General features: G+C 38.1%; 21 protein-coding genes. 11 read left to right on the top strand and 10 right to left on the bottom strand.

Going from position 1 to position 25,495, the window contains the following annotated elements; all coding sequences use genetic code 11:
* Positions 1-39: 39 nt before the first annotated feature.
* On the bottom strand, positions 40-1,677 hold the full coding sequence (gene pstA, locus H4J59_RS09315) for a phosphate ABC transporter permease PstA (RefSeq protein WP_182238785.1): 1,638 nt from the start codon (positions 1,675-1,677) through the stop codon (positions 40-42).
* 15 nt (positions 1,678-1,692) lie between these two features.
* Complete coding sequence (locus H4J59_RS09310; RefSeq protein WP_182238944.1) at positions 1,693-3,870, bottom strand: ABC transporter permease subunit; 2,178 nt, start codon at positions 3,868-3,870, stop codon at positions 1,693-1,695.
* 283 nt (positions 3,871-4,153) lie between these two features.
* Here H4J59_RS09310 and H4J59_RS09305 point away from each other — a divergent pair, with 283 nt between their 5' ends.
* The 6 genes from H4J59_RS09305 to H4J59_RS09280 all read left to right on the top strand — a co-directional run bounded on the left by H4J59_RS09305 (position 4,154) and on the right by H4J59_RS09280 (position 8,206).
* Positions 4,154-4,588, top strand: coding sequence for a CBS domain-containing protein (locus H4J59_RS09305; RefSeq protein WP_182238783.1), 435 nt, complete (start codon positions 4,154-4,156; stop codon positions 4,586-4,588).
* A gap of 214 nt (positions 4,589-4,802) precedes the next feature.
* Positions 4,803-4,964 (top strand): hypothetical protein, encoded by a 162-nt coding sequence (locus tag H4J59_RS09300; protein WP_182238781.1) that lies wholly within the window; start codon positions 4,803-4,805, stop codon positions 4,962-4,964.
* A 5-nt stretch (positions 4,965-4,969) separates the two neighbouring features.
* On the top strand, positions 4,970-5,299 hold the full coding sequence (locus H4J59_RS19825; RefSeq protein ID WP_182238942.1) for a GGDEF domain-containing protein: 330 nt from the start codon (positions 4,970-4,972) through the stop codon (positions 5,297-5,299).
* Between the two features lie 222 nt (positions 5,300-5,521).
* Positions 5,522-7,201, top strand: coding sequence for an energy-dependent translational throttle protein EttA (gene ettA, locus H4J59_RS09290; protein WP_182238779.1), 1,680 nt, complete (start codon positions 5,522-5,524; stop codon positions 7,199-7,201).
* A 106-nt stretch (positions 7,202-7,307) separates the two neighbouring features.
* A complete protein-coding gene (locus tag H4J59_RS09285; protein WP_182238777.1) occupies positions 7,308-7,667 on the top strand; it encodes a PilZ domain-containing protein in 360 nt (119 codons plus the stop codon).
* A gap of 41 nt (positions 7,668-7,708) precedes the next feature.
* Entirely contained in the window at positions 7,709-8,206 is a 498-nt protein-coding gene (locus H4J59_RS09280; protein WP_182238775.1) for a glycine cleavage system protein R, read from the top strand.
* A 356-nt stretch (positions 8,207-8,562) separates the two neighbouring features.
* Here H4J59_RS09280 and H4J59_RS09275 read toward each other — a convergent pair whose 3' ends face one another.
* The 4 genes from H4J59_RS09275 to H4J59_RS09260 all read right to left on the bottom strand — a co-directional run bounded on the left by H4J59_RS09275 (position 8,563) and on the right by H4J59_RS09260 (position 13,799).
* Positions 8,563-9,522 carry a PstS family phosphate ABC transporter substrate-binding protein gene (locus H4J59_RS09275; protein WP_182238773.1) on the bottom strand — a complete coding sequence of 320 codons (960 nt, stop codon included), beginning with the start codon at positions 9,520-9,522 and terminating at the stop codon, positions 8,563-8,565.
* A gap of 1,117 nt (positions 9,523-10,639) precedes the next feature.
* Positions 10,640-11,938 (bottom strand): phosphate regulon sensor histidine kinase PhoR, encoded by a 1,299-nt coding sequence (phoR, locus tag H4J59_RS09270; protein ID WP_182238771.1) that lies wholly within the window; start codon positions 11,936-11,938, stop codon positions 10,640-10,642.
* Positions 11,939-11,948: 10 nt separating this feature from the next.
* A complete protein-coding gene (phoB, locus tag H4J59_RS09265; RefSeq protein ID WP_182136532.1) occupies positions 11,949-12,650 on the bottom strand; it encodes a phosphate regulon transcriptional regulator PhoB in 702 nt (233 codons plus the stop codon).
* A 222-nt stretch (positions 12,651-12,872) separates the two neighbouring features.
* Positions 12,873-13,799, bottom strand: coding sequence for a porin (locus tag H4J59_RS09260; protein WP_182238769.1), 927 nt, complete (start codon positions 13,797-13,799; stop codon positions 12,873-12,875).
* Positions 13,800-14,142: 343 nt separating this feature from the next.
* On the opposite strand from H4J59_RS09260, the gene H4J59_RS09255 reads away from it, so the two are divergent.
* The 3 genes from H4J59_RS09255 (at position 14,143) to H4J59_RS09245 (ending at position 17,560) form a co-directional block, all read left to right on the top strand.
* The gene (locus H4J59_RS09255) at positions 14,143-15,894 is read left to right on the top strand and encodes a sensor histidine kinase (RefSeq protein ID WP_182238767.1); all 1,752 of its coding nucleotides are present in this window, start codon (positions 14,143-14,145) and stop codon (positions 15,892-15,894) included.
* A gap of 178 nt (positions 15,895-16,072) precedes the next feature.
* Entirely contained in the window at positions 16,073-16,993 is a 921-nt protein-coding gene (rdgC, locus tag H4J59_RS09250; protein ID WP_182238765.1) for a recombination-associated protein RdgC, read from the top strand.
* A gap of 417 nt (positions 16,994-17,410) precedes the next feature.
* Complete coding sequence (locus H4J59_RS09245; protein ID WP_220469780.1) at positions 17,411-17,560, top strand: hypothetical protein; 150 nt, start codon at positions 17,411-17,413, stop codon at positions 17,558-17,560.
* A 437-nt stretch (positions 17,561-17,997) separates the two neighbouring features.
* Here H4J59_RS09245 and H4J59_RS09240 read toward each other — a convergent pair whose 3' ends face one another.
* The 4 genes from H4J59_RS09240 to rppH all read right to left on the bottom strand — a co-directional run bounded on the left by H4J59_RS09240 (position 17,998) and on the right by rppH (position 22,869).
* The gene (locus H4J59_RS09240) at positions 17,998-18,831 is read right to left on the bottom strand and encodes a thymidylate synthase (RefSeq protein WP_182238761.1); all 834 of its coding nucleotides are present in this window, start codon (positions 18,829-18,831) and stop codon (positions 17,998-18,000) included.
* 203 nt (positions 18,832-19,034) lie between these two features.
* Positions 19,035-19,829 (bottom strand): sulfite exporter TauE/SafE family protein, encoded by a 795-nt coding sequence (locus H4J59_RS09235; RefSeq protein WP_182198717.1) that lies wholly within the window; start codon positions 19,827-19,829, stop codon positions 19,035-19,037.
* A gap of 47 nt (positions 19,830-19,876) precedes the next feature.
* Positions 19,877-22,153, bottom strand: coding sequence for a phosphoenolpyruvate--protein phosphotransferase (ptsP, locus tag H4J59_RS09230; RefSeq protein ID WP_182238759.1), 2,277 nt, complete (start codon positions 22,151-22,153; stop codon positions 19,877-19,879).
* Between the two features lie 209 nt (positions 22,154-22,362).
* Positions 22,363-22,869: an RNA pyrophosphohydrolase gene (gene rppH, locus H4J59_RS09225; protein WP_182189832.1), complete on the bottom strand. Its 507-nt coding sequence runs from the start codon at positions 22,867-22,869 to the stop codon at positions 22,363-22,365.
* Between the two features lie 216 nt (positions 22,870-23,085).
* On the opposite strand from rppH, the gene mutH reads away from it, so the two are divergent.
* Positions 23,086-23,763, top strand: a complete 678-nt coding sequence (mutH, locus tag H4J59_RS09220; protein WP_182238757.1) for a DNA mismatch repair endonuclease MutH — start codon at positions 23,086-23,088, stop codon at positions 23,761-23,763.
* Between the two features lie 140 nt (positions 23,764-23,903).
* Complete coding sequence (locus H4J59_RS09215; RefSeq protein WP_182238755.1) at positions 23,904-25,364, top strand: sensor domain-containing diguanylate cyclase; 1,461 nt, start codon at positions 23,904-23,906, stop codon at positions 25,362-25,364.
* The last annotated feature ends 131 nt before the right edge of the window (positions 25,365-25,495 follow it).

The following is a 25,495-nucleotide window of genomic DNA, read 5'->3' as shown; positions in this document are numbered from 1 at the left end:
CTTTTAATTTTTTAAATTGCTTGGTTTTATCGTCTGAGCTTATTGATCTAACATACGATATTTTTCCCGCAAGCGATTACGAATAGTTACCGCGGTAATATTCAAAGCAATAATAATGCTCACTAATAATAATGCTGTGGCATAAACCAAAGGTCTGGCCGCTTCAACATTGGGGCTTTGAAAGCCAACATCATAAATGTGAAAACCTAAGTGCATAAATTTACGGTCTAAATGTAAAAACGGGAAGTTACCATCCAGGGGTAAGTTTGGCGCCATTTTCACCACGCCAACTAACATCAATGGCGCAACTTCACCTGCCGCACGTGCTATGGCTAAAATAATGCCGGTCATAATCGCCGGACTCGCAATAGGTAAAATAATACGCCATAAGGTTTCAGCTTTAGTCGCGCCTAAGGCCAAGCTACCGTGTCGCATAGCAGAAGGAATACGCGATAAGCCTTCCTCAGTTGAAACGATAACTACAGGTAAGGTTAAAATAGCCAAGGTAAGCGCTGACCACATCACGCCTGGCGTACCAAACGTCGGGCTAGGTAGTGTTTCAGCATAAAACAATTCATCTAAGCTACCCCCCACCATATAGACAAAGAAACCTAAACCAAATACCCCATAAACAATAGAGGGTACACCTGCAAGGTTAATTACTGCAATACGTAGTAGTTTTGTTAGCGCATTGTTACCGGCGTATTCATGCAAATAAATGGCGGCAACAACACCCAATGGCGAAACAATCACTGTCATTAACAGCACCATTAATACTGTACCGAATATCGCAGGAAATACACCACCTTCGGTGTTCGCTTCACGCGGGTCTTCGCTAACAAATGCCCCAATTTGACTAAAAAACATTATCAGCTTTTCAAACACGTTGAGTTTATTATTAAAAGTAACCTGTAATACATCTTCAAAGTTAATGGTAACTTTTTGTCCATCCATAGCGCGCACAACAATTTGGTCACGGGAGACTTTCTCACGTAAAGCCATTAACTGCTCTTCTAGCACACTATAATCAGCCTTTAAGCCTGCCACTTTATCTTTAAACTCTTGCTGCAATTGCGCAGTAAGCGTGTCATCAAGTATATGCTTGCGCTCTTCTAAACGCGTGCGTTCAATTTGATAGTTAATGGCGCCAATATCAGACTTTTGTAGGTCTTCCATGTCAGCTTGAAAGTCACTCACTCGCTCAACGAGCTGTAACATTTTATTTTGTTCTACAGCCTGACCACCTAGAATAACTTCCTCGATATAACCATAGAAATTACCATTGGTGCGACGCTCAATAACCACTAACTCTTCAGGTAAAGAGGTTTTATTAATTTGCGGTACTAAAATCCAGCGAAAGTCTAAACTGACTAATTCACGGTTACCGGTTTTAATTAATAGTCGCTCAATAGTTTCAGCTGACTCGTCAATATTGAGATTTAGATGTACCAACTGCGATGCAGGTATACTTTCTCTTTCGTAAATTTCACCAATAACCGTTAAATTTTTACCTTGCTCATCAGTCATTTCAAACTGATAAATATCTGCTGGCCAAAAATAACTTAAACCGCGCCAGGCGATTAACCCCAGTAAACCTAAAACCGATATCAGGCTGATGCTAACACCACCTGCTGACAACCACACCCAAGGAGAGCCAGACTTAAACCAATTATTCATGCTATGTCGCCTTCCTTACAATGAGCTATATTTTTCACGCAAACGCTGACGTACAAATTCAGCTAGCGTATTGACTACAAACGTAAATACAAATAAAACAAATGCGGCCAAGAACAGAATACGATAATGAGAACTACCCACTTCCGATTCTGGCATTTCAACCGCAATATTTGCTGCAAGTGTTCTCATGCCTTGGAAAATACTCCAATCAAGAATCGGGGTATTACCGGTTGCCATTAACACAATCATTGTTTCTCCTACCGCACGGCCAAGTCCCATCATAACGGCAGAGAATATGCCTGGGCTTGCAGTCAATAACACCACTTTAATTAAGGTTTGCCATTGTGTAGCGCCTAATGCCAAGGAACCACTGGTTAAATGCCTAGGTACACTGAAAATAGCATCTTCAGCCATAGAAAATATCGTAGGAATAACCGCAAATCCCATGGCAATACCAACAACTAAAGCATTTCGTTGGTCAAAACTAATGCCTAGATCATTAGTGATATATTGTCGAACATCACCACCAAACAAGTGTAATTCAAGCACAGGAGATAACGCGAATGCCGCATAAGACGCCAGTAAAATAGCCGGTATTAAAATAATAGGTGCCCATGTTTCAGGAATAAGTGCTTTGTATTTTCGTGGTAATTTGTGCCATGAGAAAGCGGTAATAAATACTGAGGATGGAATAAAAACCAGCAATAAGCAGATAGCCGGTAAGTAAATTTCAATAATAGGTGCTAACCAAAGTCCAGCCAAGAAACCTAAAATGACGGTTGGCAAGGCTTCCATCATCTCAATAGTCGGTTTAACTTTTCTGCGCATACCAGGCGTCATAAAGTAAGCCGTATAAATGGCGGCAGTTAAGGCAATAGGTACGGCAAACATCATAGCGTATGATGCGGCTTTAATGGTACCAAACGAAATAGGCACCAAAGAAAATTTTGCTTCAAAATCATCAGAGCCAGACGTAGATTGCCAAATAAACTCAGGTTCAGGATAACTTTCATACCAAACTTCTTGCCAAAGTGCTTGCCAAGTAACTTCTGGGTGCTCATTTTCGACAGAGAAAATAGCCAATTCGTTGTTCGAAAACACCACTAAACCATCGGCACGAGGTGCAATAGAAAGCGCTTGAGCATTACCTTGGTGTAAATTACCACGCCATAAATCTGCTTCGCTGGTGGTATAAAACATGCCCATTTCACCTGACGGTGTTTCGGTATAAAAACTTTTACGATATTGCTCGGTATATATGGCTGTTACCGGTTCATTGTCACTCACTTTGAAACGACGAATTTCTTTAAACTCACGCCCTTCATCTGTTGCGACTTCGAACCATTGGCTGACTGAACCATTGTCATCGCCCAATAAAATTGAGCTACCACCTGATAATAACGCCATACTGGTAATATGATTAGGTGTCGATTTATTTTGTGCCAGTTGTGGAATAATGGTCGCTTTTAGCTCGGGTTCATAATCTAAAGAAAACACAGCGACTTGATCATTTTGGCGAATAAACGCCATAGACAAACCTGACGATACCAAAATATCATTAACCTGCTTTGCCTCATAATCAATTTCTTGATATTGCACGTCATACGCCGTGTCGTAATTAAAGTCATCTTCAGCTGACAAAGTAGTTTTAATCAGGCGCTTATCTTGGGTAAAAGCAACGAAAATTGCTTTTTCATCATCCATAGCAAACGACAGCTTGGTAATTGCTGCATTATTTTCATCAATGGGTAAATATTCTTTACCTAACGGATAACGAATACTAGGAATAATAACCCTTTTACCACTGGTAAAATTAGCCGTAAAACTGGGGACAATAAGCTGAACATTACCAGCACTGTCAATTAATAGCTTTTGCTTTTGACCCACATTAATCAGCTGCGTTAGACTTTCGCCATCAGCAACCAATGGTTGAGAAAGTATTTTGTCACCGGCTTTATGCCCGTCACCATCAACTAATTGATAAAAGTTAATCTTGCCTTCTTCAGTAATGCTATAGGCGACTTCTTTTAATTCATCAACACCTGTTGCTAGTACTTTATATTCTTCGTTGATAACAAATTTTGCTATTACATCAACTTTTGCAGATTCAAAGATAGGTTTAATTACGTAGAGTAAATACATGAATATTAATACTAGCGTAAATAAAACACTGATACCGCCTAAGGTAATCATCCATTTTGCTAATGAATTTTTCACCTTGCGATAATTTGCTGATTTAGAAGCAATGGCCACTTAAAAACACCTTCAACTATGATAATTTTTATAACTGCGGCTATTGTAAGACAGCAACATGACAGTTTTGTGACAAGGTGTTTTTTATCTCACACCGCCATTAAAAATAACAGCGACAATTTGCTAGTTTTTAGTTATGTTATGACTTATTAAATGTTATCAATGAAATAACCAAACCTATTAAAATAACCGCGCATTGAGCAGAAGGAAAAAATATAACAACATGAATATTAATAAAATAATGCAACGTAATTTAATAACGTTAGAGTTAGATGACAGCTTAGAGAGTGCTAAAAACTTGTTTGATCAACATAATATCCATCATATTTTGATCAAAGATAAAACCACCTTAACAGGTATTATTACCGATCGTGATTTATGGAAAAACTTAAGCCCTACGATAGGTACGCGTAAAGAAACCCCGCAAGATAGTTTTATATTGAATAAAAAAGTGCATTTAATCATGGCTCGAGATCTGATCACCACAACAGAAGATGTCAGCTTATCTGAAGCAGTATTGCTATTTCATGATCACAAAATATCTTGCCTGCCTGTTGTCGATGAAAATAAATGTGCTATTGGTGTTATTACTTGGCGCGATATCATCAAGGTCATTGCGGAGCAATATCGTCGAAAAAATCAAGACAACGTCAAGTAATAATACCCAAGCTTTATTACCAACTCTAGTGCAATAAACAGTAAAACCGTTATAGAAACTTAACAGCTAGAAGATAACATCAAACAACCAGCTTTGTGTTTCGCCGAGCTATGCCGATCACTTTTGGCAAACTGACAAAAAACGCAATATTACCTCTGCACAAAAGTACCTCTGCACAAAAGTACCTTTGCAATTAAAAGGCGATATAAGAACTATGATAGCCTTTTCCAGCAATGTAACTGAGCCATGTCAACTGAAAGAAAAATTTGAACAACTGGCTAATACCCATGTATTGACCCGTATCTACGACCGTCGTTATTTTTTCACCATGCTAATTGAGAGTTCAACCGAGCGAAAAAACACCAACAAGCACTAGCTGTTATCTCGTTAGATGTTGACCACTTTAAGACTGTTAACGATCAATATGGCTACCCTGCTGGCGATCAAGTGTTAATCAAGATTACGCAACTCATTATTTCCATTATTAGAGCGGAAGATATTTATGCCAGAATAGATGGAGAAAATTTTTCAATATTACTACCCAACATCAGCCTGTCTCAAAGCCGGCAATCCGCAGAAAAATTGCGCGATTTATTAGATAAAAACCTAATACTTATTAACACAAATATGATGTTATCAATAAAATCAGTTTGGGATTTCGGTGTTAAAAGCCAACGACAATTGCTTTCAAGATCTCTATGCCCGCTCTGACAGTGCTTTATATCAAGCTAAGTCTCGGGGGAGGAATCACGTATCTTTAATCGACTAACCATCAAAGCCTTAAGCGCATTAAAACTCAAGTGATTAATTTGCGATGCCAAATACAGATAGCTTTTAGCCTAAGGACATCAAGCCCATAAAACCTCATTGCCAACAAGGTCACTATTAACCTAGAATAGCGACATTACTTACACTGTTTCAAAAAGGTTTTTCATGGCACAACCATTACCCGATAAATTCATCATGTCGATGAACCGCGTTTCCAAGGTAGTTCCACCTAAGCGCACAATTTTAAAAGACATCTCGCTTTCTTTCTTTCCTGGTGCAAAAATTGGTGTGCTAGGCCTCAATGGCTCAGGTAAATCGACCTTGCTGCGTATTATGGCGGGTCTTGATACCGAATTTGAAGGTGAATCAAAAGCACTTCCAGGGACTAACATAGGTTATTTGCCACAAGAGCCAATATTAGACGAAGAAAAAACCGTCCGTGAAATTGTTGAAGAAGCCGTTTCTGAAGTAAAAAATGCCATAGCACGATTAGACCAAGTCTATTCAGACTACGCAGAGCCTGATGCTGACTTTGATGCTTTAGCAAAGGAGCAAGGGCAATTAGAAGATATTATCAATAGCCAAGACGGCCACAATATTGACAACGTCTTAGAGCGCGCCGCTGATGCTTTACGTTTACCTGAGTGGGAACAAAAAATTGGTGTACTTAGTGGTGGTGAACGTCGTCGTGTTGCACTTTGTCGTTTGTTATTACAAAAACCTGATATGTTGCTACTTGATGAGCCCACCAACCATTTAGATGCTGAATCTGTTGCCTGGTTAGAGCGATTTTTACATGACTATCCTGGTACTGTCGTTGCTATTACTCATGATAGATATTTCTTAGATAATGTCGCTGGCTGGATTCTAGAGCTTGATAGAGGATATGGTATTCCTTATGAAGGCAACTATTCTTCATGGTTAGAGCAAAAAAACGCCCGTTTAGAACAAGAAAGTAGAACTGAAAGTGCCTTGCAAAGAACCATTAAGCAAGAACTTGAATGGGTACGCTCAAATCCAAAAGCGCGTCAATCAAAAAGCAAAGCCCGTATGGCACGCTTTGAAGAGCTTAATAACCAAGATCATCAAAAACGTAATGAAACAAACGAGCTGTACATCCCACCAGGGCCTCGTTTAGGCGATAAAGTATTAGATGTTAATAACTTAACCAAATCTTTTGGCGATAGAGTACTAATTGATAACTTAAGCTTTAGCGTACCTAAAGGGGCTATTGTCGGTATTATCGGACCAAACGGTGCTGGTAAATCAACCTTATTTAAAATAATGTCAGGTGCTGAACAGCCAGACTCCGGTAATGTAGAACTCGGTGATACTGTTAAGCTTGCTAGTGTTGATCAGTTTCGCGATGACATGGACAACAGTAAAACCGTATACCAAGAAATATCTCAAGGCCATGAAATTTTACAAATTGGTAGTTTTGAAATTCCAAGTCGTGCTTACGTTAGCCGCTTTAACTTTAAAGGTAATGATCAACAAAAGATCATTGGTGACTTATCTGGTGGTGAGCGTAACCGTGTTCATTTAGCCAAGTTAGTGCAAACAGGTGGTAACGTATTACTGCTCGATGAACCGACCAACGATCTAGACGTTGAAACCTTGCGTGCACTTGAAGAAGCGCTGTTAGAATTTCCAGGCTGTGCCATGGTTATTTCCCATGACCGTTGGTTCCTTGATCGCATCGCCACCCATATTTTAGATTATCGTGATGAAGGCCACATTAATTTCTATGAAGGGAATTATACAGAATACGAAGAATGGCTGAAGAAAACTTATGGTCCAGCAGCCGCTGAACCACATAGAATAAAATATAAAAAAATAGGTTAACTAATGAGTTAACAACAAGTAAAAGGCACCTTAATAAATTAATTAAGGTGCCTTTTTATTAAAATCGGGCTATGCTGAGTAAATCACTTTTTGATAATTAAACTCAATGCAAAATAGACGCCAATTTACACGTATTCTTTGTTCTATACCGGCAGAATTAGCAATAGAGCAGCAAGTATTTAATGTCACTATTCATGATATATCATTAAAAGGTGTTTTACTTTTTGTTGATACTAAAGGCCTATTCCTTGAAAAAAAATTGGGTTTACTATCGGTTAAATTAGATGACTTTGGTGCCAAAATCATAATGAAAGTCACCGTTGCTCATCACAAAGGCAATAAAATTGGTGTGCAATGCAATGGCATTGATATTGAGAGTGTGAGTTTATTACGGCGTTTAATTGAACTAAACCTTGCAGACGATAAGCAATTTAATAAAGAACTGTCACAGCTAACTCGACCTTAATTAATACGCTCAACTTCAACTAATTTTTCAAAGGATTTATTATGAATCATCTTATTATATCTTTCATCACCGCGGATCGTCCTGGCATAGTAAAAGTATTATCTGACCTTATCAGTAAGCATAAAGCCAATTGGCAAGAGTCTAGTTTACATCAGATATCAGGTGTTTTTGCCGGCGTGATCGACATTGCAGTTGCCCCTGAAAGTTCAGCAGCATTATCGAGTGAACTCGCCGCCTTAGCCGGCTTTAAAATGCAAATAGAACACGTACAACCTAATGACTCAGTACCTGAAACTTTACTTGTTTTAGAACTAACGGCAAACGATAGAGCAGGCATAATTCAAGAAATATCTTCTACTATTCATCATCATGGTGGTAATTTACTTAAACTGGTGAGTACACAAGAAAGCGCACCACATGCCGGCCATGAACTATTCAAAGCAAAAGTCACTATTTCGACTAATAAAAAAGCTATCGACTCTATGATTGATGCGCTTGAAAACCTCGCTGATGACTTGATGGTAGATATTTCTCGCTAAAAAAATAACTATGACCCAACACGCTAGTAATATCTCAGCTTTTTTTATACTTTTTCATATTGCTTTATAAAAATATTATTACTCTTTTATCTCGACTTAAGCTCTCTATTAATACCCTAGTGCTATGTTCTTATCTAAAGGTAAGTCCGTAGCATAATACATAGCGCAATGACCAAGATGGCAAAGAATGGCAATGTGATGGCAGTATACCGTTCGTCCTGAACATCGCTGCTCTTCACTTCCATGTGAGCGCAGCATACCGTTCGTCCTAAACATAAAAAGTCCGCACTCATTGCTGATTGCGGACTTTTTTATTTGCTAATTTTCTAGGCGCTAAACTGCTATACGCTAGTTTTTTATAAGCCTAACTTTTTAAATTCTTTTGCAGCAACTGAGGCAGGTAATGGAATATAACCATCTTTTTCTACAATGTCTTGACCTGATTTTGACAATACCATTTTCAAAAATTCAGCTTCCATAGGTGCTAAAGGCTTGATTGGGTGCTTATTAACGTAAACATATAGAAAGCGTGATAATGGATACTCTTTAGAAATTGCATTTTCCATATTAGCTTCAATAAAGTTTTCGCCTTTTCTAGACAATGGCAATGCGCGAACGCCTGAGGTTTTATAGCCAATGCCTGAATAACCAATACCGTTTAATGAGGCAGAAACCGATTGTACAACCGATGCTGAGCCAGGCTGTTCGTTAACACTATTTTTAAAGTCTCCTTTACATAGTGCTTCTTTTTTAAAGTAACCGTAAGTGCCTGACACTGAGTTACGACCGTACAATTGTATATCCTTAGCGCTCCAATCACCTGTTAGCCCTAGGTCTCCCCAGCGTTCAACATCTTTTAAAGCGCGACATTTACGGTTATTTGAAAAAATAGCATCAACTTGATCTATGCGAAGACCCTTTATCGGGTTGTCTTTGTGAACAAACACAGCTAAAGCATCAATAGCGACTCGAACGGCCGTTGGTTTGTAACCATAACGCTTTTGAAACGCTTCAATTTCGCTTGACTTCATCTTACGGCTCATTGGGCCAAGGTTAGATGTTGCTTCCGTTAATGCCGGTGGCGCTGTAGATGAACCTGCCGCTTGTATTTGCACATTAACATTAGGATATATGCGTTTAAACTCTTCCGCCCAAAATGTCATCATATTAGCTAAGGTATCTGAACCAACAGACGAAACATTGCCTGAAACACCACTGACTTTTTTATAGATTGGTAACTCATTATCAACTGCAAATGCAGAAAAACTGATAAGACTTGATAAACCAATAACGCCTAATGTACTTTTTAAACTCATGTTACTCTCCGATGAGAACTATAATTAATTTGACAACACTATAGAAAGTGAATATGACAATAATAAGTAAAGTTTGTGACACTTGTATGACAAACCTAAAAAAGCTGTCAATTGAAAAGCAATAGCTGTCAGCTTTCAGTTAAAAGCAAAACAGTCACCCAAGGTTACATCATCACCGACAAGCCTTTTGTAGGTTGGACTTTAGTCCATCAGGTTTTAAAAATAGCTTTCAGTTAACAACAAAACAATCACCCAGGCTAGATTATCACCGGCAAACCCTTTGTAGGGTGGACTTTAGTCCATCAGGTTTTAAAACAGCTGTCAGTTTGATGTTTTTAGCTGTCAGTTATCAGCTATAAGAAACAGCTTTCAGATTGTTTGTTTGGCTTTATCCTACTACGTTTTGTATTCGCTGTGCGGTTGACGGACTAAAGTCCGACCTACAAAACAATTGCCTAAATCTACATTGTCACCCGTAGGCTCTATGTAGGTTGGACTTTAGTCCATCAGGTTTTAAAGAAAGCTCTTAATTTGATGTTTTGAGCTATCAGCTTTCAGATTGCTTGTTTGTTTCGCTTTATCCCACTACGTTTTTTATTCGCTGTACGGTTGACGGACTAAAGTCCGACCTACAAAACAATCGCCTAAATTTACATTGTCACCCGTAGGCTTAATTTAGGTTGGACTTTAGTCCATCAGGTTTTAAAAATAACTTTCAGTTAAAAAAACAATCACCCAAGGCTAGATTATCACCGGCAAGCCCTTTGTAGGGTGGACTTTAGTCCACCCTGTTTTAAAAATCGCTGTTAGTTTTAAGTTTATTTGCAGACGATTAGGCTTTTGAGTATCAAGTTAAACATTTTATTTTACCGTCAAAATATCAAAGCCCTAGTGAGCTTCATGTTTAAAACTGACTTGTTGAACAAGTGTATCGGCACAAAACATATAGCGTTTTAACCTTGCTAAGTGCTAGATTTGGTAGCCAAAACTATACAGACAATGAAAGTACAATTAATTACAAATGACTTTTATTATGCTTAGATAAGTTATTTGAATCTTAAGATAGAAAAATAACCAACAATGAGATTTAGTCATACGGGCAGACATATTAACAAGCTTATTTATTCGCTATTTCAGGACTGAAATAGATAATAAATTCGCTGCCTAGATGCCACTCACTTTCAATTGAAAGCTCACCGTGGTGGTGATTCAACACATGTTTAACTATCGCCAAACCAAGCCCTGAGCCACCCGTATTACGTGAACGAGACTTATCAACACGGAAAAATCGTTCAGTTAAACGATTAACATGCTCAGGTTTAATACCTGGGCCATTATCTTTAACACTAAAGCGTATTTTATTACCGTCATTACGCAGTCTTATGTCAATAATGCCATTAGGCGGAGTATAGGCAATGGCATTTGAAATTAAATTCAAGCAGGCGCTTTTTAATTCATGTTCATTGCCATTAATACTTATATTTGGCGCAATATCATTGTTAATAATATGATTTTTATCTTGATTTAACCACTGCACCTCTTCAATTATCGTTAAGACTAAGCGCGACAAATTAACTTCTTGATGATTATCTGCGTCAACATTATGCTCGATTCGTGATAACACTAACAGTTGTTCAACTAGCCTATCCATTCGTGACACTTGTGACTCTATCGTGGTAAAGGCTTTTTTCCAATGTGGGTCTAGCGCAGTTTCACTCGCTTGCACCATTTCAACGTAACCGCGTACCACTGTTAAAGGCGTTTTTAGCTCATGGGATACATTAGCAACAAAATCACGGCGCATTTCCTCTAACCGTTGTATTTTACTGATATCACGCGCTAATAATAAAATTTGATCACTACCGTAAGCCATCATCCGCAGCTCAAGCTGTAACTCATTATTTATCGGTGAAATAATTAAACAAGGGCTATTATAATCGCCATCATCTAGGTATTTAGAAAACTCTGGAAATCGAATCAAGTTGTCAATACGTAAACCAATATCCTCGGGCCAACGCACCCCTAAAAACTTTGAAGCTTTTTTATTACCCCATAAAATGATCAGTTCATTTGATAGCACTAACGCTGCATCAGGCAAGGCTTCAGCGCCATCACGAAACTTTCGAATACGTTCATTAAGTTGCTTCTGCTTTAAGCGCTGTTTGCGAATACGGCGATAAAGACCATCGTATATTCTGCCCCAAATGCCATTAGCTTGTGGTGGTGCTATTGATTTTCCTTGCCACAGCCACTGAATCAATTTAAACAAATGATTATAATGCCAAGCAAGCAGGCATAGTGAGACAATACTGACAGCAAGAAATGTTTGGCCAAACAAATAGCCAACAAAACCACTGACAATAATTACGCCAAAAATACGGGTAAAAAGCGTTCTAGCTGAAATGCGAAAAAACATAAATTAGTTATTAACCTGAGGGTTGAATTTTGCCCGAAAAGCGATAACCTGAACCTCGTACCGTCTGAATAAAATCTTCATGGCCGTCACCAGAAATAGCTTTACGTAAACGTCGAATATGGACATCAACCGTTCTATCTTCAACATAAACGTTTGTGCCCCATACATTGTCTAGTAATTGTTCTCGGCTATAAACCCGTTCAGTATGGGTTAGAAAAAAATGTAACAAACGAAACTCTGTTGGGCCAAGGTCTAAATTTTTATTATTTATTGACACTCGATGCGCGACTGGGTCTAAGGTAATACCGTGAAAATCAATGGTCTCTTCTAAAGCTGTCGGCGCAACGCGGCGAATAACCGCTTTAATGCGAGCAATTAATTCTTTCGGTGAGAAAGGTTTAGTTACGTAGTCATCAATGCCGGCTTCAAAGCCTTTAACTTTATCGTCTTCGTCTGCTCTAGCGGTTAGCATAATAATTGGAATGGTACGGGTATACTCATTTTGTTTTAATGATTTTGCTAACTTTACCCCTGTGCCACCTGGTAACATCCAATCCAGTAAGATTAAGTCAGGATAAGGTTCTTTAATTTGAGCTTGTGCTTGCTCTATCGTTTCAGCCTCGATGGCATTAAAACCATTTTGCTCCAAAACAAAGATGATCATTTCTCTTATTGCGGCTTCGTCTTCAACAACCAAAATCTGTCTACTCATGTATCCTTCCTAATCGCCTAATCGTATAGCAAACATTGTGATAAATTATTGTGACAGTTTCATGACAACGATAGAATTATTATCCTTGGGTTGATTTATTAAGCCCTAAGCAACATTAATCTGTTTGTTATTGTTGTTATGATCATCGATACCAAACCATTAGGCAAGAAAAAAGCCGCACAAAGCGGCTTTTAATCATTAATGTATCAACAACTACAATGGTTAAAACTTATATTCGATACCCGCGGCTAAGTAATCTTGGTCTTCGCCACTGTCCATATCAAAAGTGGTGTAAAAAGTGTATAGCTTAGTGCTTTTAGCTAGTGAATAATCTGCACCGAGAGTAATACCAGATTTATCATCACCGTCTTTAAAGTCAGCCGCTTGATATTGGCCTTTAAAGGTTATTTTATCCATTTTATATTTAGCCGATACCATGAAACCATCCATTTCACCGCTACCATCTATTTTTTCTTGGCTTTGCACTATGGCGCCTAACACAACACCAGAGACTTTACCCTGCACAGTCGCACGAGTAATATCGTAACCATTAACGTCAGAATCGACAGCAACAGAAGCAAAGATAGTTGATTTTTTCAATTTTTCATCACCGTAAAATATGGCAACAGAAACACCATCTTCTGCATCAACAGCATCTTCAGCGATATAAGTAACACCTAATTGAAAATCACTAAATTTAGGTGATTTATAAGAAAGTGTGTCCGCCATGCGGTTTTCACCTTTCCATAAACTTTTGATATCACCATTTAAATCACTAAACAAATCAACTTTACCTTGCGATTGCTTAAGCATAGTGTCGTTTTTACCCAATAAAACCTCACCAAAACCACCGGCTAAACCAACATACTGGTTACGATCAGTAATGCTATCACCTTTTGCACTATCACCATCTAAGTCAACCTGAAACTCTGCTTTATAGATAACAGACAAGCCTTCACCCAGATCATGTGTACCTTTAAGTCCAATACGTGACGCATTACTTTTTACTTCTGTAAATGACCCTTCACCTTCATCAGAAGATTGCAGTGAAAGATTTGCTTTACCGTAAACTTCAACATCAGCTGCAAATGCCGACAATGATAAAGAAGACAATAAAACGACAGCGATTTTGTTGTAAGTATGTTTCATGTTGATACCTTTAAGAATTAGTATGGCTAAAAATAATTGCGCTTAGTTTGCCTAACCTTTATGACATTTTTGTGACATCAAGAAATAATTTTTCACCATTATGCCAAAAAATATAATTTGTATTAATGGTTAATAACCACTACATCAAGCTTTTATAGTGTTTTTGCGGTAAATTAATGGTGTTCCCTTTATGTGGAATGAATTATGCTGAAAATAAATTAAAAATAAAAAAGCATAGTGCTTATTTACAACTCAAATCATTAATTAAAGTAGCTGAATTTATAATAAGGTTAAGCTACTTTAAAACAGCAAAACAAAGCAACACTAACAAAAGAAAACTTTAATGAAATCAACTAGCCTGTCACGAAAGTTACTTACACGAGTCTTGTCATTATATTTTGTTCTGACATTTATTGTTACTTGTGTACAAATTGGTGCCGAATACATCAATACCAAAAATCACATTGCCAATGAATTACTCACACTAGAGAAAACCTTTAGTGGCAGCTTAACCCGAGCAGTATGGGAGCTAAATACCCAACAAGCGATATCTATTGCAGAAGGCTTAGTGGCTATTCCAATGATTAAAGGCATCACGGTTACCGATGAAAACGATCTCATTATCGCACAGTTAGGCTTAACAGCTGACGAAGCAACGCTTTATATTGAGTCAGTTGGCCATGACGTTAACAACCCTGAGTATTTTAATGTTAGCTCCCGCAGCGAAGGATTATTTGGTCATGGCTTTCCGTTAATTTTTGAATTTTCAGGTCGCACCACTAAAGTTGGCTCAGTGACCTTATTATCCAGCAATGAGGTCATTTTTAACCGAATACAGGTAGGTATTTATTTTCTTATTGGTAATGCAATGGTGAAAACCGCCGCACTGGTGTTGTTATTTTCCTTAGCTTTTTCAAGCCTTTTGACCAGACCACTTAACGCACTAACCGAACAAATTAATCAATTTGATATCGATGACCCTGAAGCCTCTAAATTACATGTAATTAACTATGAAAATAACGAATTAAACATTCTGCAAAACGCCTATAATAATTTAATTGATGAACTGGTGGCGTATAAAGACAAACTCGCCCTAGCCCAAAGCAACATTATATCCGCGAACAACAAACTTGATGAGCAAAACCTGGTACTTGAACAAGAGGTAGCACGTAAAACATCATCATTAAGTACTTCGATGTTAAAAATGGAAATGCAGCAACGTGAATTATTAACTCAGCAAAAAAATCTACAAACTGAAAATGCTCGCAGAAGCACCACAGAAAAAACTTTGCTTGAAACAAATCACGAATTAAAAAGTTCTATTATTCAATTAAACAAAGCGCAAGAGCGCTTACTTGACGCAGAGAAAATGGCGGTACTGGGCAGTATGTCAGCTGAAGTGACCCATGAAATTAATACCCCAATAGGCGTCAGTATAACCTCCACATCTTATCTGGCAGATTTACTCACTGCGCTTAAAGCTGACATAAAAGACAATAAACTTTCGAAACGAGTGCTTAATGACTTTACCAAGAATTCAGAACAAGGTCTTAATTTAGTGTTAAACAACCTTGAACGTGCCTCTGAATTGGTCACGAGCTATAAACAAGTGGCGGTTGACCAAATAAGCGAAAAAATTCGTCAGGTCAATCTGGGAAAATATATTGATGAAATCATCCATTCATTGCACCCTAAATTTAAAAACACCCAACACAAGATTGAAGTAGATTGCCCGCAAGATGCTGAAGTTTATTGTCATGCAGGCGCTATTTCTCAAATATTTACCAACCTCATCATCAACTCAATCATCCATGGCTTTAAAGATATAGAGCGCGGTGTAATTACCATATTGGTACAACTCAACGGTGAACATGTGCATATAACATATAAGGACAATGGCCACGGCTTATCTGACGAACAATTAACACACCTCTTTGACCCATTTTATACTACCGCTGGAAATAGAGGCGGCACAGGCTTAGGCACTTATATCGTTAATAACCTAGTAAATGACACCTTAAATGGCAGCGTTAGTGCAAGTTCAGCTCTTGAACAAGGGCTAAGTTATGATATCAAGTTTGATAATATGCACTAAGTGCTCCTTGCCTAATGAGATTAATCTAAGGCGTGCGTGATGCAAACAAGTACGGTAATATACCCGCTTAACATACCTGTTCAACTTTAAGATACTGATTTTAGCTTGAAGTAGAACAGGTATAGTGCCCTCGTTTTTCAATTATTCGCCCACTTTTATCGGGCCTAGGATTATCTTAATGTGGTTTAAAAACCTATACTTTTTTGCCTTTACCCGCCCTTTTGATTGTTCTGAAGAAGATTTAGAGAAACAATTATCTGAGCATTTATTTACCCCCTGTGCTTCAACTGAACAATCGCATTTTGGTTGGGTTAATGCATTAGGCAAGCATGGCGACTCAACTGTTCACTCGGTAAACGGTAATTATTTATTGTGTGCACGCAAAGAAGAAAAAATTCTACCCGCTCCTGTTGTTAAAGACATGATCGAACAAAAAGTAGCGCAATTAGAAGTAGAGCAATCACGCGGCGCCACTAAAAAAGAGAAAGAGCAGTTTAAAGAAGATATTATTTTTGAATTACTACCGCGAGCATTTTCTCGCTTTAGTGATACTCGTGCTTATATTAATGCTGTGCATAACATTATTGTTATCGATACCAGTAGTCGTGGTAAAGCCGAAGACTTTTTAGCACTTTTACGTAAATCACTTGGTACATTGCCCGTAACAACTCCATCACCAGAAAAAGCCCCTGATGAAGTCATGACCGAATGGTTAGTCGAAAGTAACTTAGGCGCTAACTTTCAATTAGGCATGGAAGCTGAATTCAATGCCTTAGGCGATGACGGCGCAGTGGTTCGGGTTAAAAACCAAGATCTTACCAGTGAAGAAATCAAAGCACATTTAGATGCCGATAAATATGTTGTCAAAGTAGCGTTAGAGTGGGACGAGTCATTGTCATTTATATTATGTGACGATTTAGCCGTTAAACGTCTTAAATTCTATGACGTTATTCAAGAACAAAACGACGATATTGATAGCGATGATATTGTCGCGAAACTCGATGCCGACTTTGCTTTAATGACCGGTGAGTTAAACCGTTTTATAGATCACTTGTTAGCTGAGTTTTCACTTAAAGCTAGTGATTATTTAGAAGCATAGTTTATCGCTAACATAGCGGGTTAAAAAGGCGCTACTTAGCGCCTTTTTTGTCATTTTAAATTAACAACTTGATAAACAATTAAATAAAGACTTAGATGCAAATAATAGGTCCAATTAGCATTAATTAAATATCGCGCATTAAAACAGCCGCTATTCATTTTAATTTATTCAATCAAGCCGTGGCTAGCCAGAGTAAAATAAATATAACTTTATCTATATCCAACAATGGTGTGGTTGTATTGTGTCAAAAGTGGATTGGTCCAAATTTATTACTAAGACGTCTGCAATATCAAGGTAGAGGTTGTTTTGATGAAACAATAAACACTTACTCAGGACAAGTAATTAAATCAATACCTGCACCATGTAACTGTTAATAACATGAAGTACATAGCTTTTGTTATAGTTATTACCATCATAATGAGTTTTTCACCTAGTTTACTCGCCAAAAATCAACATGCGTTTATCTCGAGCATAGCGCAAACTGATACTAGTGTTAAAAAAGCAAAAAAAGAAGTTAACGTGCAGAAAAATAATATAATTAATGACGAACAGAAAGCCAAAGAATAAGTTAACACGCCAATAAAAAAAGCAGACAATAACCAGCAGAAAGCTAAAAAGGCGGCTGACAATAAAGCTAAGACAAAAATAGTGTCAAATAACCTCTAACTAACTTATACCTGAGTAACATCATCAAATACATGATATTTATTACCAACTATCAAGGTGTTTATCTGATCAATATTAACCCTTCATTTTCCTTGATAACTTTCTTTAGCAAAATTCAAGCTAACTAACCATAATGCCCAAGCAGAACCTAATTATCAGGTATCATTTTTTTGCTCATATTGGCAGCATAACTAAGAAATACAGTAACTAATACAGTTACTCGTGCGGTTATTTTATACAATCAGATATGAAGACAGTGGCAGAGTAATATTATATGAGGAAAATGAAAATCAAAGTTAGCAAAAGTGCACAACACTTTTGCTATAAAATTGACTCAATTATACCGAAATAGCAGCTTTAATGTGTGGGTGAGCTTGATAGTTTTGTAGTTCAAAATCTGCGAAAGTAAAATCAAAAATACTTTTTACTTCAGGATTAATCCACATATTGGGTAATGGCAAAGGCTCGCGCGATAATTGCTCGTCGACTTGCTCAAGATGATTTAAGTATAAATGCGCGTCACCAAAAGTATGGACAAAGTCACCCAGTTCTAAATCACAAACTTGCGCGATCATCATAGTAAACAAGGCATAACTAGCAATATTAAATGGCACTCCAAGAAAAATATCTGCACTTCTTTGGTATAGCTGACAGCTCAACCTGCCATTTAAGACATAAAACTGAAACAGCGTATGGCATGGCGGTAAAGCTTGTTTTCCCTGTGCCGCATTAGCGGCTGGACTTATCGAGGTATCAGGTAATAACGCAGGGTTCCAAGCGGTAATTATATGGCGACGTGAGTCAGGATTATTTTTTAAATCATCAATCAATTGTGCTAATTGATCAATAGTTTCACCATTTTGTGCCGGCCAGTTACGCCATTGCACTCCGTATACTGGGCCAAGTTCACCTTCATCAGTAGCCCAAGCATCCCAAATTTTCACGCCATTTTGCTGTAAATAAGCGATATTCGACTCACCCTTTATAAACCACAATAGTTCATGGATTATCGACTTAAGATGACATTTTTTTGTGGTTACTAACGGAAACCCTTTCGCAAGATCAAAACGCATTTGATGACCAAATATACTTTTAGTGCCGGTACCAGTGCGATCAGATTTTTCAACCCCTTCGTCTCTAACATGGCGCATTAAATCAAGATATGCTTTCACTAGGTTTTCCTTTAACGTTATTAATTAGAACAAATAGTTTATGCCAAACACCGTACGGCTAAAGCGATAAACTTAACCACTGATTTCAGTAGGGTCAGTTTATCAGTATTTGGCTTTTTTTGCGTGAAATTGTTGGTACAACAGGGCCTAATTATCGACAATTAGGCTCAATTATTTTTACAAAAATGAGCGAGGCTAAACGGTTAATACCACATCATTTTAATGGCAACTAACATCAAGAAAATGGCAAAGCCTTTTTTCAAGTAAGGTAAAGACAGTTTAGCACCTGCCTTTACACCCAGTGGCGCAAATAACGACGAGGTTAATACAATACCTAATAAGGCAGGTAAATAGATATAACCGATACTCCAGGGTGGCAAGTCGCTTTGTCCAAAACCGATAATAACATAGCCCAAAGCACCAAATAACGCGACAATAATACCACTGGCTGTGGCCACACCGATTGCTTGGCGCATAGATAATGAGTAATACATTAAAATGGGTACCAATATAGCGCCACCAGCAATACCCATCAAACTTGCTAACACACCGGTAAACAACCCAATAAATTGTAATACCCAGTTGCTAGGTAGCGCTACACTGCGCTCAACTTTAATCGATAAAAACATATAAGCCGCTAAAATAAGTACTGCACTGGCAAATATTAGCGTTAAGGCTTTTAACGACAGCATGCCGGCAATAACGGCGCCGAGCATAGCACCAATAGCCACGGTTATGACCAGTCGTTGCGCAATTGGCCAAGGAATATTACCGTTTTTATGATGGGCGAAAGCCGCCGAAGTAGAGGTGAATATGATCGAAGCCAACGAGGTGGCAAGTGCCATGGGAAAGGCAAGCTCTGCGCTTATGCCTAATAACGGTAATAAATACACCAACACAGGCACAATAATAAGCCCACCGCCAATACCGAGTAAACCAGCAAAAAAACCCACCACAGTACCCAGCAAGGCGCAGGCTAAAAATACACTAATAAACATCGAAATTACTTACTTTATAATGGTGCAATAACAGTATTAAGAAACGCTTATTGTAATCTGGCATGCACAAAGTCCCCTAAACCTAATTGAACTAATTGCTCATGCATATAACTATGTACATCACTGGTATTGGTGAAGCTCAATACTCGCACTAAAATTTGTTTTAATTGCTGATAGTCAACATGGCGAATAACCCATTTAACTTTCGCAAGACTATGAGCGCTCATACTCAAATTTTGGTAACCCATGGCGATCAATAAAAGCGCACCGGTCGGCTCATTGGCTAATTCTCCACAGATACTTAATGGCACATCTCGATGTTGACTTTTTTGTGCTATATGGTGCAGCGCACGTAAAACCGCAGGATGATAAAAATCATATAAACTCGCTACGCGGCTATTGTTGCGATCAACAGCCAATAAATATTGAGTTAAGTCATTGCTGCCAACAGAGAAAAAATCAACTTTATCGGCTAAATCTTCTAACTGAAAAATAATGCCAGGCACTTCAATCATCACACCCACTTTTGGCCGTTCTAAAACGTCATTTTCATTACAAAATAATTCTGAGGTAAGCTCATAATACGCTTGATTAATCAGCCTATTGGCTTCATCCACTTCAGTGATGCTAGAAATCATAGGTAACATAATAGCTAAGTTACCCAGGCCATAATTTGCCTTCATCATTGCTCGCACTTGCACTAAAAATATTTCAGGATGATCTAAGGTAATTCTAATACCACGCCAACCTAAAAAAGGGTTAGCTTCAATAATGGGGAAATAAGGTAGCGACTTATCACCACCAACATCTAAAGTTCGCATGGTGACAGGCTTGTTTGGAAATGACGCTAAAACTTGTTGATATAACACGGTTTGCTCTGACTCAGACGGAAAACAACTACGATTCATAAAGGGAATTTCAGTACGATATAAACCGACACCATCGGCACCAACATTTTGTGAGTATTCAAACCCTGCCGATAAACCAGCATTAATCAACAAGCTGACATGATGACCATCTTGGGTCGATGCTGGTAAATGTTCTTCCTCTTTTACTTGCGCGTATAATTCATTTTCTGCCGCGACAATATGTCGATACTCATTAATCAGGGCATCTGCGGGAGTAACATAAAGCTGGCAAGCATAACCGTCTAAAATAGCCTGTTTTTTATGCAGCTGACGAATAGCAAGATAATCAACGCCCATAATAGCTGGAATATTCAACGCTTTCGCTAAAATAGCCGTATGAGAATTATTTGAGCCTGTGATTGAAACAATGCCTAACAGCCCAAGATGTTGGTATTCAGCAAGCATGGCTGCACTTACATCTTCTGCAACAAGTATAAATTTCTCAGGTAGTTGCTGATCCTGCTCTGCCAAGTTTTGAATGTTATTTAATAATCGATTACCTAAATCTTTAATATCGTAGGCACGCTCTCGCAAGTACTCATCTTCCAAGCTTTCAAACTGCATAACATAGCTATCAACAACCAGTTTCAAAGCACTTTGTGCATTCCAAGCCAGTTTAATTTTAGCAATAACTTCAGCTTTAAAATTATCACTTTCAAGCAACTGCTTATAAACATCAAAAATATCGAGACTGTTATCTGAAATTATCGCTTTTAGTTTTTCACTCATTTGAGAAAACTCAGCGAATGTGCGACTTGCTGCATCGTCAAAAATCATGAGTTGCTGCTGACTATCACTGACTTTGTTAAGCGCTATTTTAGATAAATCAGCTTTAGGGTGCACCACAATCATTTCACCAATAGCCACTCCTGGTGAGCCGCCTATACCGGCAAGGTTTTTACCGATATTTTGGCTATAACTTAATTCAATCATGCCTTGCGCTTCAACACTGGCTAATGCGGTGGCAAGCTGTGCCGATAGCGTGACCAAAAATGCTTCTTCATTTTCGTTAAAAAAACGTGCCTGTTCTTGTTGTACGGTTAATATGCCTAAGACTTTGCGCTGATGAATAATTGGCGTACCTAAAAAAGCTTTAAAATGCTCTTCTTCAACTTCTGGCGCATGAATAAAATCTGGATGTTGCTGAGCGTTGGCAATATTAATCGGTTCTTCACGTTGCCCGACTAAACCCACTAGTCCTTCGGTAAAACCAATACAAGTTCGGCCAAAAGCATTTTCGGCTAGGCCATTAGAGGCCATTAAAATGAAATGCTGCTTCTCATGATCCGCTAAATATACTGAGCAACATTGGGTGGAGAGTGCGTTTTTAACCTGACTAACTAAACGTAATAACGCTTGGTCAAGCTCTGAAGCCTGACTAAACTCTAGAACAATTCGACGCAAAATAGTAAGCATTACCATCCCTTTAGATAAGTTGTTTTGGACTCTTCAATGCTACAGAGATACAAAGCCGCATGATTGAAGTGACCGATGCTAATTCAGCAGCTATTAATGAAGTCTGTTATGTCATCCATATTCATAACTCATTCAATAATTTTAAACTAAATAGCTCACCGAAGTGAGCTATTTTATAAGACATAATAATAATCTAGGCTGAACAATAATCAAGCACGACGTCGACGACGCTCTTGACGATGACTAGGCATTGCCGCTAAAGCAAATTCTTTCATCACCTTGCGATAAACCTCGCGTTTAAATGACACAACTTGCCTAACGGGATACCAGTAAGAAACCCAACGCCAATCGTCAAACTCAGGATGATTTGAATGCAATAAATCAACCGCTGATTCTGGTGCGGTCAATTGCAGTAAAAACCACTTCTGCTTTTGACCAATACATACCGGTAAACTTTCGTGCCTAATTAATCTTTTTGGTAATTTATATCTTAACCAATTCTTAGTGGTCGCTACAATTTTAACATGTTCAGGTTTTAAACCGACTTCTTCATCTAATTCCCGGTACATAGTTTGCTCTGCAGATTCACCCTCATCAACGCCACCTTGTGGATATTGCCAAGAATGCTGACCAAAACGCCTTGCCCAAAATACTTGTCCTCTGTCATTGATTATTACTATGCCAACGTTGGCTCGATAGCCTTCGGCATCTATCAAAGGAACTCCTGACAGCATTTAATAATGCTTTGATTCTTCCACATTCTGCACTTTTGGGCAAACACTTATTAACACAAAGCAGCACAATATGCCGGTATTAACCCTTGTTTGTTCATAACATTTCACATGTTTAACATGTAACAAAAAATAATTGCCTTGCTCAAAGACTCAAAACTGAATGATAATGAGCTAAACAACCTTAATACAGAGCCAGCCTTGAATAGCAATAAAAGTCCTAAAAACGAAGCAGAGTTACTAACACGAGCACAAAACCTTGCTGGTATGTCGCTAGGAGAAATTGCAAAATTGATTAACGTTGTGGTACCTAAAGACCTAAAGCGTGATAAAGGTTGGATAGGCTTATTGTTAGAGCAAGTATTAGGCGCTAGTGCCGGTTCTCGACCAGAGCCCGACTTTCCACATTTAGGCATTGAGCTAAAATCATTACCGATTAATTATCAAGGCAAGCCCTTAGAAACGACCTTTGTCTGCGTTGCCCCGTTAACAGGTTTAGTCGGCGCCCAATGGCAAACAAGTCATATTCGTAATAAAATCGCGCGTGTGTTGTGGATACCAGTTATCTCTGAACGTAGCATAGCAATCGCTGATCGTATTGTTGGCACAGCTTTTATTTGGTCGCCTTCACCAGAAGAAGAGCACCTGCTCGCCCTCGACTGGCAAGAACTCACTGATATGATAGTGCTAGGGGATGTGGAAAACATTCATGGTAAGCATGGGCAAGTTTTGCAATTGCGGCCAAAAGCGGCAAATAGCCAGGCGAAAACCCAAGCATTTAATCGTCTTGGTCAACCCTTTATGACCTTACCGCGTGGCTTTTATTTAAAAACGAGCTTTACACAGGCGCTATTAAATAAGTACTTACGTATTAACTAGCTATTCATTAGGTATGCATTAACTATAAGCTCATCGCTAACACGATTGAAATACTCATTTAATTGTAAAAATTCGTAGCTAAAATTGATTAACCACGTTATAAACACTCAAACATTGACACTCGGCACTATTATCTCCCAATGAAGTTTGGTAATAAATTTGATCGCTACATAGCTGTAATATTTTTCGTTACAATCGCTACCGCTATTGTAACCTCTTATTTCACCTTAAAAGACGTTATTAATAACCACAATAAACAAGTACAAAGTGCCATAACGCCACTATTTTCTTTAGTCGCTAGTGAGATACTTCGCCCTTTAAATGTGGCAAACTTTATGGCGAATAATCATTTTATTATTGATTATGCCAATCAAGAAAAAATAGAAAAAGACTACCTTGCTTCTTATCTAGAAAAAATTGCCAAGTCATATAATATGGTTGCATTTATTGCCTTGGAAAAACATAACTTGATGCTCGACTCTGATGGTCGAGAAGCCATATTAAACAGTAACGAAACTGAATGGTATAATCGCCTCAAAGAATTACCAGGTGAACAATTTACTGACATAGGTAATTCTGAAAACCCACATTTATATTTTGATAATAAAATTCGCAATACCGCCGGTGAGTTTATTGGCTTTACCGGCGTAGCCATTGACCTAAATTATTTTTCCAGTAAATTTCAAGAATACAGTGATCGCTTTGGTTTTGAATTATTCTTTGTTGATAGTAATAATATTATTACCTTATCCTCCAATAAAATTTTGGAATCAAAAAGCCATCATCGCCAAGACTTAATGACGCGATTAAATGATTTACCTTGGCATCAATCACTACTTAAAAATAATGCCACAGATATAAACTTAAGCTCAGAACTCATCTATACCACTGATGAAGGTTTGTTAATTTCTCAAATGCCGATAAAAGAGCTTAATTGGCGCATGTTTATTGTATCGCCGCCAGCTGAACAGCAAAGCCAGTATTGGAAAATATTTATCGGACGCTTTCTGCTATTTTTCCTTGTCGCCATGCTTTTTTATATGATGCTTTTATATAGTATAAATTATTTAAAATCACGATTAATTAAGCAGGCAGAAACTGACCATCTAACCCAACTGCCAAACCGCAGCCATATTCATTGGCGCTTTGATCATATTGTTAAAACCAATGAAAACCTTTGCCTAGTGTTAGCTGATATTGACAACTTCAAAAATATTAATGACACCTACGGACATTTAGTGGGTGATGATACATTGCGAATTATTGCTGAGCAATTATCCCAAACCATACGAAAAGTTGACGTGGTAGGCCGCTGGGGCGGCGAAGAGTTTGTGATGTTGTTACCTGAAACAACCGCCAAACAGGCACATATTATTGTTGAACGCATTAGAAAAAATATCGCTGATATTTCTTTTCCTATATCAACGACTGGCAATTCATTTACCAGCACAATTAGCTTCGGTATTTGTGAATTACCGGTAAAAAATAAAACCATCCAAGATTATATTGAAAGTGCTGATAAAGCGTTATACCAAGCTAAAAGTAATGGCAGAAATAAAAGTGTTATTTTTACTAATACAACTGAAAATATGGCTAGGTAAACTTTTTAACAACAACAGGTTACCTAATAAAAATCAAGTGTAGTGGTTTCAAAAGCACTGCTCAAAACATCAGCTTGAGTGCATCACACCGCGATACTATAGTGCAGGAAAATGTGTAAAAAAAGGTGGAG

The sequence above is a fragment of the Colwellia sp. MB02u-10 genome (assembly GCF_014077185.1).
GTDB lineage: Bacteria > Pseudomonadota > Gammaproteobacteria > Enterobacterales > Alteromonadaceae > Cognaticolwellia.
Note: the sequence above shows the minus strand (reverse complement) of the source record. Positions and strands in the feature narration are given on the sequence as shown.

What these genes read in the sequence shown, in the direction of transcription:
- pstA (WP_182238785.1), bottom strand. Translation starts at nt 1,677, where the DNA reads ATGAATAATTGGTTTAAGTCTGGCTCTCCTTGGGTGTGGTTGTCAGCA.
- H4J59_RS09310 (WP_182238944.1), bottom strand. Translation starts at nt 3,870, where the DNA reads ATGATTACCTTAGGCGGTATCAGTGTTTTATTTACGCTAGTATTAATA.
- H4J59_RS09305 (WP_182238783.1), top strand. Translation starts at nt 4,154, where the DNA reads ATGAATATTAATAAAATAATGCAACGTAATTTAATAACGTTAGAGTTA.
- H4J59_RS09300 (WP_182238781.1), top strand. Translation starts at nt 4,803, where the DNA reads ATGATAGCCTTTTCCAGCAATGTAACTGAGCCATGTCAACTGAAAGAA.
- ettA (WP_182238779.1), top strand. Translation starts at nt 5,522, where the DNA reads ATGGCACAACCATTACCCGATAAATTCATCATGTCGATGAACCGCGTT.
- H4J59_RS09285 (WP_182238777.1), top strand. Translation starts at nt 7,308, where the DNA reads ATGCAAAATAGACGCCAATTTACACGTATTCTTTGTTCTATACCGGCA.
- H4J59_RS09280 (WP_182238775.1), top strand. Translation starts at nt 7,709, where the DNA reads ATGAATCATCTTATTATATCTTTCATCACCGCGGATCGTCCTGGCATA.
- H4J59_RS09275 (WP_182238773.1), bottom strand. Translation starts at nt 9,522, where the DNA reads ATGAGTTTAAAAAGTACATTAGGCGTTATTGGTTTATCAAGTCTTATC.
- phoR (WP_182238771.1), bottom strand. Translation starts at nt 11,938, where the DNA reads ATGTTTTTTCGCATTTCAGCTAGAACGCTTTTTACCCGTATTTTTGGC.
- phoB (WP_182136532.1), bottom strand. Translation starts at nt 12,650, where the DNA reads ATGAGTAGACAGATTTTGGTTGTTGAAGACGAAGCCGCAATAAGAGAA.
- H4J59_RS09260 (WP_182238769.1), bottom strand. Translation starts at nt 13,799, where the DNA reads ATGAAACATACTTACAACAAAATCGCTGTCGTTTTATTGTCTTCTTTA.
- H4J59_RS09255 (WP_182238767.1), top strand. Translation starts at nt 14,143, where the DNA reads ATGAAATCAACTAGCCTGTCACGAAAGTTACTTACACGAGTCTTGTCA.
- rdgC (WP_182238765.1), top strand. Translation starts at nt 16,073, where the DNA reads ATGTGGTTTAAAAACCTATACTTTTTTGCCTTTACCCGCCCTTTTGAT.
- H4J59_RS09245 (WP_220469780.1), top strand. Translation starts at nt 17,411, where the DNA reads ATGAGTTTTTCACCTAGTTTACTCGCCAAAAATCAACATGCGTTTATC.
- H4J59_RS09235 (WP_182198717.1), bottom strand. Translation starts at nt 19,829, where the DNA reads ATGTTTATTAGTGTATTTTTAGCCTGCGCCTTGCTGGGTACTGTGGTG.
- ptsP (WP_182238759.1), bottom strand. Translation starts at nt 22,153, where the DNA reads ATGCTTACTATTTTGCGTCGAATTGTTCTAGAGTTTAGTCAGGCTTCA.
- H4J59_RS09215 (WP_182238755.1), top strand. Translation starts at nt 23,904, where the DNA reads ATGAAGTTTGGTAATAAATTTGATCGCTACATAGCTGTAATATTTTTC.